Origin of the sequence: Mycobacterium arosiense ATCC BAA-1401 = DSM 45069, assembly GCF_002086125.1 — a bacterium.
Taxonomy (GTDB): domain Bacteria; phylum Actinomycetota; class Actinomycetes; order Mycobacteriales; family Mycobacteriaceae; genus Mycobacterium; species Mycobacterium arosiense.
The window spans coordinates 1-14,626 of sequence record NZ_MVHG01000049.1; the positions used below are offsets into that span (position 1 = coordinate 1).

11 protein-coding genes are annotated in these 14,626 nt (G+C 68.5%); 3 read left to right on the forward strand and 8 right to left on the reverse strand.

Features of this window, described 5'->3' with window-relative positions:
- Positions 1 to 536: 536 nt before the first annotated feature.
- From BST14_RS17795 to BST14_RS17825, 7 genes are all read right to left on the reverse strand, one after another.
- A complete protein-coding gene (locus BST14_RS17795) occupies positions 537 to 1,430 on the reverse strand; it encodes a TIGR03619 family F420-dependent LLM class oxidoreductase (protein ID WP_083065713.1) in 894 nt (297 codons plus the stop codon).
- Positions 1,427 to 2,071: a PaaI family thioesterase gene (locus tag BST14_RS17800; protein WP_083065714.1), complete on the reverse strand. Its 645-nt coding sequence runs from the start codon at positions 2,069 to 2,071 to the stop codon at positions 1,427 to 1,429. The genes BST14_RS17795 and BST14_RS17800 overlap by 4 nt, the downstream gene beginning before the upstream one ends.
- Entirely contained in the window at positions 2,068 to 5,052 is a 2,985-nt protein-coding gene (locus tag BST14_RS17805) for a bifunctional [glutamine synthetase] adenylyltransferase/[glutamine synthetase]-adenylyl-L-tyrosine phosphorylase (protein WP_083065715.1), read from the reverse strand. Before BST14_RS17805 ends, BST14_RS17800 begins: the two co-directional genes overlap by 4 nt.
- A gap of 72 nt (positions 5,053 to 5,124) precedes the next feature.
- Positions 5,125 to 6,465: a type I glutamate--ammonia ligase gene (gene glnA, locus BST14_RS17810; protein WP_083065716.1), complete on the reverse strand. Its 1,341-nt coding sequence runs from the start codon at positions 6,463 to 6,465 to the stop codon at positions 5,125 to 5,127.
- Between the two features lie 82 nt (positions 6,466 to 6,547).
- Positions 6,548 to 8,116 (reverse strand): alpha/beta hydrolase, encoded by a 1,569-nt coding sequence (locus tag BST14_RS17815; RefSeq protein WP_142279457.1) that lies wholly within the window; start codon positions 8,114 to 8,116, stop codon positions 6,548 to 6,550.
- A gap of 251 nt (positions 8,117 to 8,367) precedes the next feature.
- Positions 8,368 to 9,924: an alpha/beta hydrolase gene (locus BST14_RS17820; protein WP_083065717.1), complete on the reverse strand. Its 1,557-nt coding sequence runs from the start codon at positions 9,922 to 9,924 to the stop codon at positions 8,368 to 8,370.
- A gap of 58 nt (positions 9,925 to 9,982) precedes the next feature.
- Positions 9,983 to 11,386 carry a WS/DGAT/MGAT family O-acyltransferase gene (locus BST14_RS17825; RefSeq protein ID WP_083065738.1) on the reverse strand — a complete coding sequence of 468 codons (1,404 nt, stop codon included), beginning with the start codon at positions 11,384 to 11,386 and terminating at the stop codon, positions 9,983 to 9,985.
- A 133-nt stretch (positions 11,387 to 11,519) separates the two neighbouring features.
- Between BST14_RS17825 and panB the strand changes: the two genes are divergently transcribed.
- Together panB and BST14_RS17835 are read left to right on the forward strand one after the other, a co-directional pair.
- On the forward strand, positions 11,520 to 12,368 hold the full coding sequence (panB, locus tag BST14_RS17830; RefSeq protein ID WP_083065739.1) for a 3-methyl-2-oxobutanoate hydroxymethyltransferase: 849 nt from the start codon (positions 11,520 to 11,522) through the stop codon (positions 12,366 to 12,368).
- Between the two features lie 176 nt (positions 12,369 to 12,544).
- Positions 12,545 to 13,735 carry a glycoside hydrolase 5 family protein gene (locus tag BST14_RS17835; protein WP_083065740.1) on the forward strand — a complete coding sequence of 397 codons (1,191 nt, stop codon included), beginning with the start codon at positions 12,545 to 12,547 and terminating at the stop codon, positions 13,733 to 13,735.
- Positions 13,736 to 13,745: 10 nt separating this feature from the next.
- On the opposite strand, the gene BST14_RS17840 is transcribed toward BST14_RS17835, so the two are convergent.
- Positions 13,746 to 14,126, reverse strand: coding sequence for a heme-binding protein (locus BST14_RS17840; RefSeq protein WP_211280749.1), 381 nt, complete (start codon positions 14,124 to 14,126; stop codon positions 13,746 to 13,748).
- Positions 14,127 to 14,322: 196 nt separating this feature from the next.
- On the opposite strand from BST14_RS17840, the gene BST14_RS17845 reads away from it, so the two are divergent.
- On the forward strand, positions 14,323 to 14,571 hold the full coding sequence (locus BST14_RS17845; RefSeq protein ID WP_083065718.1) for a hypothetical protein: 249 nt from the start codon (positions 14,323 to 14,325) through the stop codon (positions 14,569 to 14,571).
- The last annotated feature ends 55 nt before the right edge of the window (positions 14,572 to 14,626 follow it).

The following is a 14,626-nucleotide window of genomic DNA, read 5'->3' on the forward strand; positions in this document are numbered from 1 at the left end:
CTGCGGCACTGACCGCTTGAACCATCATCTCGAAGAATCACAAGACGACCCCGTACACCACGTCCCTGGACTTGACCCGGTCGCCGGCGAGGTGCAGATCCGCGACGGGCGGCACGGCCGGACGGTCGATGTGGGCGGTGTTGATTGAGGGCATGGTTTCTCCATTCGCGAAGTCATGTCGCTTTAGTGATTGGTTTTTGAAGTGGGAAGGCGCGGCGAGTCGTCCGCAGTTCGTCCGCAGGAGTTTTGAAAACAGTTCTCGCGTGCCAACACCGGCAACGCTGTGACCTGCTATTTCCCTACGCTATAAACACAGCTAACGGTTACGAACGCTCAGGACGTAGTTCGCGCTGTACTACGACGTCTGAGTCGGCTTGACGAAACCACCCGCGTGGAGGTTGCCGCGCGGGTGGTTTCGCATCTAGCCGCCCCGGCTGTTATCCGCGGCGCGCTCCGTCCTGGTCGCCGGGGCTGGTGTTCGTGGTCATGCGAAACATATGCGATGCCGGCCCGCGCGAGCCCATCTTCGCCGCCGTTCAGGTGACCCGCGGCGCCGAATTAGGTGTCGCCTGGCGATCGAGCGCGAGGTCCTTGCGGAAGCGCTGCATGCCGTCGATCTTGTCGTCCAGGCCGGCGTCGGGCCCGGCGTAGAACATCCACGGCATCGTGATGATGCCGGTGACGCCGGCGTCCTCGACCCGCCGGTAATCCGCCGTGGTGAACGCGTCGGTCAGCGGTGTCAGGATGGTGAAATCGTCCATGGTCAAACCGTTTTCGGCGCGCAACTCCCGCAGCCTGCCCACCGCCTCGATGGCCCGCTCGGTCTTGATCAAATCGCCGATCCAGCCGTCGTTGCGGGCGGCGCGGCGCAGCGCGATATCGCTGAGCCCGCCGACGTACACCGGGATCGGCGGCGGCGTGGGTTGCATCTCGAGGCGCGGCGCGCAATAGAACTCACCCTCGAACTCCGTCCAGCCCGGCGTCCACAGCGCCCGCATCAGCTCGATGATCTCGTCGGTCCGCCTGCCGCGCGCCTCGAATCGCTCACCCATCAAAGCGAATTCCTCGCGGCACCAGCCCACCCCGACGCCCAGCTCCACCCGGCCGGACGCCAGAACCGCTGCGGTGCCAATCGCTTTGGCCGCCGAGTACGGGTTGCGCATGGCCGGGATATACACGGTGTTGACGAACCTCAACCGCGTGGTCACCTGGGCCAGCGCGCCCACGAGCACCCAGGGATCGGGCCAGTCGGTGAACGGCTGCCAGCGCCGCTGGCCGTCTTTGGTGTACGGGTACGGGGTGTCCAGCGTCTCGAGATTGACGACGTGGTCAGGAATGCCGATCCCGTCGTAGCCGAGTTCGTCGGCCGCCTTGGCCAGCTCGATGATCTCGCGGGTGTTCAGGAACGCGCTGCTGATGTAGAACCTCACTGCATCTCCTGCGCCCAGGCCGGCTCGATGAAGACGCCGTCGGCCTCGACGGTGACGCCGGCAGCATCCGAAATGGTGCCGCGCGCAAAGACTTTGCGGCCCTCGTTGCCGTCGACCCACGCCTCGCAGCGCAGCGGCCCCAGCGGCGTGCCGCGCAGGTACTTCACGGTGATGGTTCCGGTGAACCGCGCCTTGGACAGCCCCTCGCTGGCCGCCTCGCCGAGCATGTGGTCAAGCACCAGGGCGCTGACGCCGCCGTGCACCAGTTTGGGCGGGCCCTCGTAGGCAGGGCCGAGGGTGAACTCGCTCCAGCAGCGCCCCGCGCCCTCGTGGTGCACGACGATCGGCGGGGCGATGGGATTGCAGACGCCGATCGCGGCGTTGCCCAACGGCAGCGGGCGGCCGTCGACGCGGTAGCTCACCCCTACCGGGCGGGTCCGTTGCCGCAGCAATGCGGTGACCGCCTCGATCGTCCGCCGGGCCTCGGCGACGACGTCCTCGCCGGCCTCGGTGCGGATGGTGGCCTCGACGAGTTCGCGGACCGCATCGGCCAACGGAGCGTACAGCGCGGTCACGCGATCGGCCTCCGCCGCGCTGAGCACCTCGAATATGGCGTCCAACGCGCCGGCCTCCTGATTCAACTTCCGAACACCCTGCGCACCACCGCTTTGGCGCGGCGCGTCACCCGTAGATAGTTGTCCAAGAACTCCCCGCCCTCATCGGTGGGCCAGCCCGCGGCCACGGCCACGGCGTTGAGCTGGCGGCCGGGCCCGGGCAGTTGATCGGTGGGCTTGCCGCGGACCAGCACCAGCGCGTTGCGGGCCCGGGTGGCGGTCAGCCAGGCCTGCCGCAACAGCTCCACCTCGTCGGCGGGCACCAGCTCCGCCGCGGCGATAGCGTCCAGGCACTGCAGAGTCGAGGTGTTGTGCAGCGCGGGAACCTCGTGCGCGTGCCGCAGTTGCAGCAGCTGCACGGTCCATTCGATGTCGGCCAGTCCCCCGCGGCCCAGCTTGGTGTGCGTGTTGGGGTCAGCGCCGCGCGGCAACCGCTCGGAATCGACGCGGGCCTTGATGCGCCGGATCTCCTGCATCGCCTCGGTGGACACCCCGTCGGGTGGATAGCGGGTCTTGTCGGCCATCAGCAGGAACCGCTGCCCCAGCTCCGCGTCGCCGGCGACCGCATGCGCCCGCAGCAGCGCCTGGATCTCCCATGGTTGCGCCCACTGCTCGTAATAGGCCGCGTAGGAGGGCAGGGTGCGCACCAGCGGGCCCTGGCGGCCTTCGGGCCGCAGGTTGGCGTCGACCTCCAGCGGCGGGTCGACGCTGGGCGTGCCCAGCAGCGCCCGGACCTGCTCGGCGACGCCGGTCGCCCAGCGCACCGCCGCGGAATCCTCGATCCCGGGCGCCGGCTCGCAGACGAACATCACGTCGGCGTCGGATCCATAGCCCAATTCGGCGCCGCCCAGCCGGCCCATGCCGATGACCGCGATGGCCGCCGGTGCCGTGCCGCTCGCGGGCAGGTTGGCCCGGATCATCGCCTCCAGCGCGGCCTGCAGCACCGCCACCCACACCGAGGTCAGCGCCGAGCAGACGTCGGTGACCTCGAGCATGCCGAGCAGGTCGGCCGAGGCGATGCGGGCCAGCTCGCGGCGCCGCAGGGTGCGCGCCCCGGCGATCGCCCGCACCGGGTCGGAGTAGCGGCCGGCCGAGGCGACCAGCCCGCGGGCCACCGCGGCGGGCTCGGTGTCGAGCAGTCTCGGGCCCGACGGCCCGTCGCCGTAGTCCTGAATCACCCGCGGGGCGCGCATCAGCAGGTCCGGCACGTACGCAGAGGTGCCCAGCACGTGCATGAGCCGGCGGGCCACCGCGGGCTTGTCGCGCAGCGTGGCCAGGTACCAGCTCTCGCCGGACAGCGCCTCGGACAGCCGTCGGTAGGCCAGCAGCCCGCGGTCGGGGTCCGGCGTGTACGACATCCAGTTCAGCAGCCTGGGCAGCAGCACCGACTGCACCCGCCCGCGCCGGCCGCTCAGGTTGACCAGGGCCGACATGTGCTTGAGCGCGGTCTGCGGGCCCTCGTAGCCTAGCGCCGCCAGCTGGCGCTCGGCGGCTTCGGAGGTCATGCCGCGCGCGATCTCCAGTCCGGCCGGCCCGATCGACTCCAGCAGCGGCTGATAGAAGAGCTTGGCGTGCAGCTGGGACACCCGCAGGTTCTGGTGGCGCAGCTCCTCGCGCAGCACCCCGGCCGCGTCGTGGCGTCCGTCCGGCCGGATGTGGGCGGCCCGCGCCAGCCAGCGCACCGCTTCCTCGTCGTCGGCCTCGGGCAGCAGGTGGGTGCGCTTGAGGCGCTGCAGCTGCAACCGGTGCTCGAGCAGCCGGAGGAACTCGTAGGAGGCGGTGAGGTTGGCCGCGTCCTCGCGCCCGATGTAGCCGCCCTGGCCCAACGCGGCCAGCGCATCCACGGTCGACGCCACGTGCAGCGAGTCGTCGCCGCGGCCGTGCACCAGCTGCAGGAGCTGCACGGCGAATTCCACGTCGCGCAGCCCGCCGCTGCCCAGCTTGATCTCGCGCCCGCGCACCTCGGCGGGCACCAGCTGCTCGACCCGGCGGCGCATGGCCTGCACCTCGGCCACGAAGTCCTCACGCTCGCAGGCGACCCACACCATCGGCATCAGCGCGTCCAGGTAGCGCCGCCCGAGTTCCTCGTCGCCCACCGCCGCACGGGCTTTGAGCAGCGCCTGGAACTCCCACGTCTTGGCCCAGCGCTGGTAATAGGCGATGTGGGACTCGACGGTGCGGACCAGTTCGCCGCTGCGCCCCTCGGGGCGCAGCCCGGCGTCGACCTGGAAGAACGCCTCGGAGGCCAGCCGCATCATCTCGCTAGCCACCCGGGTGGTGACGGCGTCGGCCTGCTCGCCGACGAAGATCACGTCGACGTCGCTGACGTAGTTCAGTTCGCGGGCACCGCATTTGCCCATCGCGATCACCGCCAGCCGCGGCGGCGTCCGGTCGCCGCACACGCTCTTCTCGGCCACCCGCAGCGCGGCGGCCAGCGCCGCGTCCGCCAGGTCCGAGAGGTGGGCGGCCACCACGGTGAACGGGACCACCGGCTCGTCCTCGACGGTCGCGGCCAGATCCAGCGCGGCCAGCACCAGCAGCTGGTCGCGGTACAGGGTGCGAAGGCGCACCATCGCCGAACCCGGCGCGGCCAGCGCCTCGTCCACGCAGCCGGTGAACATCGCGCGCAGCTCGTCGTGGGTGGGCAGTTTGACCTTGCCGCGCAACAGTTTCCAGGTCTGCGGCTGGGCGATCAGGTGATCGCCCAGTGCCAGCGACGCGCCGAGAACGCCGAACAGCCGGCCGCGCAGCGGGCGCTCGGTGAGCAGGGCGGCGTTGAGTTCGTCCCACCCGGCGTCGGGGTTCTCCGACAGCCGGACCAAGGCCAGCAGCGCGGCGTCGGGATCGGGCGCGCGCGACAGCGACCACAGCAGGTCGACGTGCGCCTGGTCGTCGTGCTCGTACCACCCCAGCCGCGCCATGCGTTCGGCCGCTTGCGGATCGACCAACCCGAGCCGGCCGACGCTGGGCAGCCTGGGGCGCTGCGTCGCGGGTTTGGTCACGACCACGACCGTAGCGCAAGCCGCCCGTCTTCAGGCACGAGCGGCGCTAGTGCACAACGGGATATGCCCCATCGGGACCTACAGGGACAGGTAGGTGCTCAGCTCGTACGGGGTGACGTGGCTGCGGTAGTTGGCCCACTCCGTGCGCTTATTGCGCAGGAAGAAGTCAAAGACGTGCTCCCCCAAGGTTTCCGCGACCAGCTCGGAGGACTCCATGGCGCGAAGCGCGCTGTCCAGGCTCGTCGGCAGCTCGCGATAGCCCATCGCGATGCGTTCCTCGGCGGTCAGGTCCCACACGTTGTCCTCGGCCTGCGGCCCCAGCACGTAGCCCTTCTCCACCCCGCGCAGCCCGGCGGCCAGCAGCACGGCGAAGGTCAGGTACGGGTTGCAGGCCGAGTCGGGGCTGCGCACCTCCACGCGCCGCGACGACGTCTTGTGCGGCGTGTACATGGGCACCCGCACCAGCGCGGACCGGTTGGCCGCACCCCACGACGCGGCGGTGGGCGCCTCGCCGCCGCCGACGAGTCGCTTGTAGGAGTTGACCCACTGATTGGTGACGGCGCTGATTTCGGAGGCGTGCTCGAGGATCCCGGCGATGAAGGACTTGCCCACGTCCGAAAGTTGCAGCGGGTCGTCGGGGCTGTGGAACGCGTTGACGTCGCCCTCGAACAGGCTCATGTGGGTGTGCATCGCCGACCCGGGATGCTGCCCGAACGGCTTGGGCATGAAGGTGGCGCGGGCGCCGTTCTCGATCGCCACCTCCTTGATGACGTAGCGGAACGTCATCACGTTGTCGGCCATCGACAGGGCGTCGGCGAAGCGCAGGTCGATCTCCTGCTGGCCGGGCGCCCCCTCATGGTGGCTGAACTCCACCGAGATGCCCATGAATTCGAGGGCTTCGATCGCGTGCCGGCGGAAGTTCGAGGCGGAGTCGTGGACCGCCTGGTCGAAGTAGCCGGCGCTGTCGACGGGAACGGGCGGCGTCCCGTCGTCGGGGCCGGGCTTGAGCAGGAAAAATTCGATCTCGGGGTGCACGTAGCAGGAGAAGCCCAGGTCGTTGGCCTTCTGCAGCTGCCGGCGCAGCACGTGGCGCGGGTCGGCCCAGGACGGCGAGCCGTCCGGCATGGTGATGTCGCAGAACATCCGTGCCGAGTGGTGGTGGCCGTTGGGGGAGGCCCACGGCAGCACCTGGAAGGTGGACGGGTCGGGGTTAGCCACGGTGTCGGATTCGGAGACCCGCGAGAAGCCCTCGATCGAGGAGCCGTCGAAGCCGATGCCCTCCTCGAAGGCGCCTTCGAGCTCGGCCGGGGCGATGGCGACCGACTTGAGGAAGCCCAGCACATCGGTGAACCACAGCCGAACGAAGCGGATGTCTCGTTCCTCGAGCGTGCGGAGCACGAATTCCTTCTGTCGATCCATATCCCGAACAGTATGCAACCGCTGTTAATTCTGTGTTACCGATGCCCGCTCAGAACCGTTGCGAAAGCTCGTCGGGCGCCGGTCAGGCCTGGCAGTGATAGGAGGCCGGCGGCGGCGTGCCGGCGACGAAATACCGAACGACGGCGGTGTCCACGCACTGGTGGCCGTTGAATACCGCGGTGTGCTGCGTCCCGTCGTTGGTGATCAGCGGGCCGCCGAGCTGGCGGGCCAGGTTCACCCCGGCCTGATACGGCGTGGCCGGGTCGTGCGTGGTGGACACGACGACGACCTTGCCCGGCCCCACGGGCGGCGCGGCATGCGGCGCCGACGTCGCCGGCACCGGCCACAGCGCGCACAAATCGCGCGGAGCATTTCCGGTGAACTGCCCGTAGCTCAGGAACGGCGCGGCCTGCCGGATCCGTTGATCGGCGTTCACCCAGCTGGCTTGATCCGTCGGGTTCGGCGCGTCGACGCAGCGGACCGCGTTGAACGCGTCCTGGTCGTTGGAGTAGTGCCCGCTCTTGTCGCGCCCGTCGTAGTCGTCGGCGAGCAGCAGCAGGTCGCCGGCGTCGGTGCCGCGGGCCAGGCCGAGTAGCCCGCTGGTCAGGTATTTCCAGTGCGCCGGCGTGTAGAGCGCGTTGATGGTGCCGGTGGTCGCATCGGCGTAGCTCAGGCCGCGCGGGTCTGCGGTTTTGCCCGGCCTGGTGGCCAGCGGGTCGACCAGCGCGTGATAGCGGTTGACGAATTGGGTCGGGTCGGTGCCCAGCGGGCAGCCCGGCGAGCGGGCGCAGTCGGTGGCGTAGTCGTTAAAAGCCGTTTGGAATCCCGCCATTTGGTTGACGTTCTCGTCGATCGGCCCGACGGTCGGGTCGATGGCGCCGTCGAGCACCATCGCGCGCACGTGGTTGCCGAACTTTTCCAGGTAGGCGGTGCCCAGCTCGGTGCCGTAGCTGTAACCCAGGTAGTTGATCTGGTCGTCGCCCAGCGCCTGGCGCACGACGTCCATGTCGCGCGCGACCGACGCGGTGCCGGTGTTGGCCAAGAACGCCGCGCCCATCCGGTTGACGCACTGCTGGGCCAGCTGCCGGTAGAGCTGCTCGATATGCGCCACCCCACCGGGGCTGTAGTCGACCATCGGCTCGCGCCGGTACGCGTCGAACTCGGCGTCGGTGCGGCAGCGCAGCGCGGGTGTCGAATGCCCGACGCCCCTGGGGTCGAAGCCGACCAGGTCGAAGTTGCGTCGAATCGGAGAGGCCTCCAGGTCCGGGGCCATCGAGGCCACCATGTCGACCGCCGAGCCGCCGGGACCGCCGGGATTGACCAGCAGCGAGCCGACCCGCTGCCCGGACGCCGGGATCCGGATCACCGCCAGCTTCGCCTGCGCCCCGGCGGGATTGTTGTAGTCGATCGGTACCGACACGGTGGTGCACTGCGCGGTGGGGATTTCGCTTGTGTCACCGACGAATTGGCCACAGCTCCCCCAACCCTGCGGCACCGCGGCCGATGGCGGGTTCGGGCCCGGCGTCTGCCCGGCACCGGGTTCGGGCGTGGCGACGGCTGCCGGCGGCGCGACGACGCATGGGCCACCGAGCAGCAGCCCGAATGAAAACAGCGCCGAGCTCAGGGATCTCAGGCGCGACATGGGTGTCATCGTTGCAGCCCCGGGTACCCGTCACGGCTCGAAACGATTACGCCTTGGTCTCGGCTGCCGCCCTCACCGAACGTGCACTCACGGCGAACGATCGCCGAAAACCGCGCCGCGAGTGCATCTTCGGCGTCAGCGGGCGCGGCCTGATTGCCCGCTTCCTCCTCGCCCCGCTACGCGGGCCGCATCGTCAGCGGGCGCGGTTTTTGCCCGCTTCCTCCTCGCCCCGCTACGCGGGCCGCATCGTCAGCGGGCGGTCAGCACTTGGCGCCGGTCGGCGGAATGGAGCCGCTGACCAGATACGCCGTCACGTAGTTGTCGATGCAGCCGTCGCCCTGGAATACCACCGTGTGCTGGGTGCCGTCGTAGGTGAGCAGCGAGCTGCGCAGCTCGTTGGCCAGATCGACCCCGGCCTTGTACGGGGTGGCCGGGTCATGGGTGGTCGACACCACCACCGTGGGCGCCAGGCCGGGCGCGGAAATGGTGTGCGGCTTGCTGGTTGGCGGCACCGGCCAGAACGCGCAGGTGCCCAGCGGGGCGTTGCCGGTGAACTGCCCGTAGCTCATGAACGGTGCGAGCTCACGGGAGCGGCGGTCTTCGTCAATCACCTTGGCGCGGTCGGTGATCGGCGGCTGGTCCACGCAGTTGACCGCCACCCGCGCGTCGGTGGCATTGCTGTAGTGGCCGTGCGAGTCGCGGCGCATGTACATGTCGGCCAGGGCGAGCAGGGTGTCGCCGTGGTGGTCGACGAGTTCGGCCAGGCCGTCGGTCAGGTGATGCCAAAGGTTCGGCGAATACAGCGCCATGATGGTGCCGATGATCGCGTCGCTGTAGCTCAGTCCGCGCGGGTCGTTGGTCGGGATGGGCCGACCCACCATCGGGTTGTTCGGATCGACCATCTGGTCGACCAGGCTGTGGTAGACGTCCACGGCTTTGGCCGGATCGGTGCCCAGCGGGCAGGTCGGTTGCTTGGCGCATTCGACGGCGAAGTCGTTGAACGCGTCCTGGAATCCCTTGGCCTGACGCAGATCTGCCTCGATCTGATCGGCGTTGGGGTCGACGGCTCCATCGAGGATCATCGCCCGCACGTTGTGCGGGAAGGCCTCGGCGTACGCCGAGCCGATCCGGGTGCCATAGGAGTAGCCGAGGTAGGTGAGCTTCTCGTCGCCGAGCGCCGCGCGGATGGTATCGAGATCCCGTGCGACGTTGACGGTCCCGACGTTGGCCAAAAAGTTCTTGCCCATCTTATCGACGCACCGGCCGACGAACTGCTTGGTCTCGTCTTCCATGTGGGCCACACCCGCCGGGCTGTAGTCGACGTTGGGCTCGGTGCGCAGCCGGTCGTTGTCGGCGTCGGAGTTGCACCACACTGCCGGGCGCGACGCCCCCACCCCGCGGGGATCGAAGCCCACCAGGTCGAAGCGCTCGCGGACCTTCTTGGGCAACGACTGCACGACACCCAGCGCCGCCTCGATGCCGGATTCCCCCGGTCCGCCGGGATTGATCACCAGCGAGCCGATCTTTTCGCCGGTCGCGGGGAAGCGAATCATCGCCAGCGTCGCCACGTCACCGTCGAGGTGGTCGTAGTCGACCGGCACGGCCAGTTTGCCGCACAACGCACCGGCCGGAAGTTTGACCTTCGGGTTCGCCGCCCGGCACGGCGTCCACTCCACCGCCTGGCCCAGCTTGGGCCCGGACATGACGGCGCGTCCCACCACCACGCGGACACAGCCGGCCAGCAGCAGCGCAACGGCAGCCATCGACGTCCAGATCAGCAACTTGCGCGCGATCTTGGCGCGGCGAGACAGGCCCATGCCAACCTATGCTGCCAGAGGAAACCTGAGATCTGGATTAGCGGCACCGCCGTCGCAGCTATCGCGCGAGCGCGAGCAGCTCCTCCAACCCCGCCGCGAACTCGTCGGCCATCTTCCACAAGTCCGGCAGCAGATCCGGGCAGGAAACCAGACCGATGTCGAGTTTGCCCTGCAGCGACATCGCGGTGATGTTGAGCCCCGAGCCGTGAAATATCGGCCCCAACGGATACATCGATTTGACCTCGCAGCCCAACATGTACAGGGGAACCTGCGGCCCGGGCACGTTGGAGATCACCAAATTGTGCACCGGCATGCTGTCGGTGAACCGGGTTCTGGCATACAAACGCATCGCAATCCCGAACACCGCCGGCGCGGCGAATTGCGACCAATCCTGCAGCAGTGACGCGCCGATAGCTGAACTGTGTTCTTTGGCAATCGAATTGGCCTCGGCGATGGCTTTCAACCGTTCCACGGGATCGGCGATCTGGGTATGCAAACAGGAAAACATCGCCGTTACCTGATTGCGGCCGGGCCGGTCGGATTTGCCGTGAACCGAAACCGGGACCGAGGCCACCAGCGACGATCTCGGCAATTCGTGGCGGTCGGTCAGGTATTGGCGCAACACACCGGAAACCAACGCCATCACCACATCGTTGACTTTGACGTCGAAATGGCGCTTCACCATTTTGACGTCGTCGAGATCCAATTCGGCATAGGCGACATTGCGGCGATCGCTGATTCTGGCGTTGAAGACCGTCCGCGGCGCCGCGAAGGGACGGGCCATGGCCAGGCCGTCGCGCGCCCTTCGCACCGTGTCGAGCACCGACCACACGGTGTCGGGCACCACGTTGAGCAGGTGCAGGGGCCGGGTCGCGAAGCGGACCAGCCCGCCGGCCGCGATCTGCCAAACCTGGGCTCCGCCGACGCCCTTGGCCGGCTGCGGGGGCGGGGCGTCGGCTTCGGTCGCGCACAACTGCGACATCAGGTTGGCGCCGGTCACCCCGTCGACGCCGGCGTGGTGCACCTTGGTCATCACCACCAGCCGTCCGCCGAAACCGTCCCAGCGGTGGCAGTCCGTGCCGGCCACGCCCTCGATGATCCACATCTCCCACAGCGGCCGGCCACGGTCCAACGGGGTTTCGGCGATGTGGCCGCAGATTTCGGAGAGCTCGGCGCGCCCTCCCGGAGCCGGGAGCGCAATGCGATGCAGATGGCGGTCGATATCGAATTTCTCGTCGTCCACCCACACCGGGTGGTCGAGATTCAGCGGACTGTTGGCCAGCTTCTCGCGGAACGCCGGGATCGCCTTGATACGCAGCGCGAGGGCGTCGCGCAGCCGGTCAAAGGCATAACCGCCCGGCACGGTCGACGTGTCCAGCTCGATGATCGAGCACACATGCAGGGGCTGCGACGACGTCTCCAAATACAGGAAGCTGGCGTCCAGTCCGCTCAGCCGCTGCATGCGCAGCATGGTATTTCTCACACCGCCGCCCCGGTGCGACTGCGCAAAAGAAATGGCAGAATCGAGTAGTCCAACGAACCCGGGGACCGTTATCAGGCCACGAGGATCGAACCGACCACCACTAGGGACAATGATGTCTGAGCACAACGTTTACGGCGCCAACTCGCCTGCGCAGCCCGAAAAGCCGCGGCCCAAGATTCGCACCCATCATTTGCAGAAGATGAAGGCCGAGGGGCGCAAGTGGGCCATGCTCACCGCCTACGACTACTCGACCGCCCGCGTTTTCGACGGCGCCGGCATCCCGGTCCTGCTGGTCGGCGACTCGGCGGCCAACGTGGTGTTTGGCTACGACACCACCGTGCCCGTCTCGATCGACGAGTTGATTCCGCTGGTCCGCGGCGTGGTGCGGGGTGCCCCGCACGCGCTGGTCGTCGCCGACCTGCCGTTCGGCAGCTACGAGGCCGGACCGGCCGCCGCGCTGGCCGCCGCCACCCGCTTCATGAAGGAGGGCGGCGCACACGCGGTCAAGCTCGAGGGCGGCGAGCGGGTCGCCGAGCAGATCGCCTGCCTGACCGCCGCCGGCATCCCGGTGATGGCGCACATCGGGTTCACCCCGCAGAGCGTGAACGGCCTGGGCGGATTCCGGGTGCAGGGCCGCGGTGACGCGGCGGAGCAGACCGTGCACGACGCGATCGCCGTCGCCGAGGCCGGCGCGTTCGCCGTCGTCATGGAGATGGTGCCCGCCGAGCTGGCCACCCAGATCACCGGCAAGCTGACCATCCCCACCATCGGGATCGGGGCCGGACCAAACTGTGACGGCCAGGTCCTGGTGTGGCAGGACATGGCCGGCATGAGCAGCGGCAGGCCGGCCCGCTTCGTCAAGCGGTTCGCGGACATCGGCGGGGAATTGCGCCGGGCCGCAACGCAGTATGCGCAAGAGGTGGCCGGCGGGGTGTTCCCCGCCGACGAGCACTGCTTCTAGATCCACCGCGGCGATTCGTCACCGGCACCCTTCACGCCTGGTCGACGGCGTTATCGCTGTCACACCCCAACCGCCGAAAACCCTTGCAGTCCAGCGCTGTACGATTGCCCGCAGAAACAACCGAATTCTGAGTAGCAGGGGTGGACCACATCGATCGGGGGAATCGCGGTGCCTTCGTGCACCGTCGGGCGGTGTTGACGTTGCCGCTGCTGGTGGCAGGAGGCATGGCTTTGGCCCAGACACCGCGTTCGTCCGCCCAACCGCCCCGCACCTCGCCGCAGGCGGCCCGGTGGTCACCCGAGCGCGCCAACCGGTGGTATCAGGCGCAGGGCTGGCCGGTCGGCGCGAACTACATCACCTCCAACGCCATCAACCAGTTGGAGATGTTCCAGCGCGAAACTTTCAACCCCCGGCGCATCGATACCGAGCTGGGCTGGGCGCGGACCAACGGGTTCAACGCGATACGGGTGTTTTTGCACGATCAGCTCTGGGCGCAGGATTACCGCGGGTTCCAGGGGCGCCTCGCCCAGTTCGTCGACATCGCGGCACGGCACGGCATCAAGCCGCTGTTCGTCCTGTTCGATTCGTGTTGGGATCCGTTCCCGAAGTCGGGTCCGCAGCGCGCGCCGCGGCCGGGCATCCACAACTCCGGCTGGGTGCAGAGCCCGGGGGCGGCGCGCCTCGACGACCGCGGCTACCTGCGCACCATGCGCGGCTACGTGACCGGGGTGCTGACGCAATTCCGCAGCGACGACCGCGTTTTGGGTTGGGATCTGTGGAACGAGCCGGACAACCCCGCGGACGCCTACGCCAACGTCGAGCGCAAAGACAAGGTGGACCTGGTCGCCCAACTACTCCCCCAGGTGTTCGAGTGGGCGCGGCTGGTCGATCCCTGCCAGCCGTTGACCAGTGGCGTCTGGCACGGCGAGTGGGCCGACCCGGGTCGGCGCAGCGTCATCAGCGGCATCCAGCTAGACAACTCCGACGTCATCACCTTCCACTCCTACGCCGCGCCCGCGGAGTTCGAGAGCCGCATCGCCGAGCTCGTCGGTCAGGGCCGGCCCATCCTGTGCACCGAGTACATGGCCCGGCCGCTGGGCAGCACGGTCCAAGACATCCTGCCCATCGCAAAGCGCGCCGGCGTCGGCGCGTTCAACTGGGGGTTGGTCGCCGGGAAGACGCAGACCTACTTCCCCTGGGATTCCTGGGACCAACCGAACCCGGACCCCGCGATGCCGCAGGACTGGTTTCACGACCTGCTGGGCCCGGACGGACGGCCATTCCGCGACACCGAGATCCAGACGATCCTGCAGTGCGGTGACCTCGCGATGCATCTGCAGCAGCCGCCGCCACCGCCGGCCGGCTGACGGTGCTCGGTCAGCGGCACCGATTCTGAAAGTCGGTCAACGGCTGGCGGATGCCCTCGAGGTCGGTGTGGGTCTGCGGGTTGGCGTCCATGTACTGCTTCAACTGCGCCCGCATGTCGTCGCGTGGCTGCCCCTTCAAGCTGGTGAAGTAGTCGTTGACGTCCGGGTGGGTGAACAGATACGCCGACGTCGCCGCGGCGACGCCCGAGGACACCTGGGCGAGGTCGGCCGCCGTGCAGTTCGGTTGCGACGAGGGCGCCGGTTGCAAATCGTCGACCGGCCAATCCGCGGCGGCCGAACCCGCCGTCGCGAAAAGCATTGCCAGGCTGGCCGCGCCGGCCGCCGTTACGCCGGAAACGGCCCGGACCGCCGGGCGAACAAAAGACACCATGGCGACGCTCCTTCGTCTTCGCGTCCGCACGCGCGGCCGTTACCCGTACCGAACCATAAGGGCTTTTCGCAGCGGCCATGCGCAATTCGGGCGGCAAAGAAATGCGGAGCCATTCGTCAATCTCCACCCGCCCGCCGCGCCACAACGGCACAATGCATTCAGGGTGGCATTCAGGGTGGCTGGAAGGAGACCGCAGATGAATCGGCGCCGCTGGTTTGCCGCATTGCTGGCGTTTTCGGGATTGGCCGCGATCCCCGCCATTCTTGTTTCCGCCCATTCCGCCGATCGGGTAGAGGCGACGGTGTGCGTGGGCGCGGGCCGACGCATTTCGGTCAGCGGTTGCACCAACATCGCCGACAACATCCAACGCTATGTCCCGCCGCCGGCGGTTTACGCGCCGCTGCCCGAGGACGAGACGACGGCCCCTCCGCCACCGCCGCCGTAACGGCAACGGCGACGGGCGCGCCACCCACCGGCCGATCCGCGCCGGGCTCGTCGTT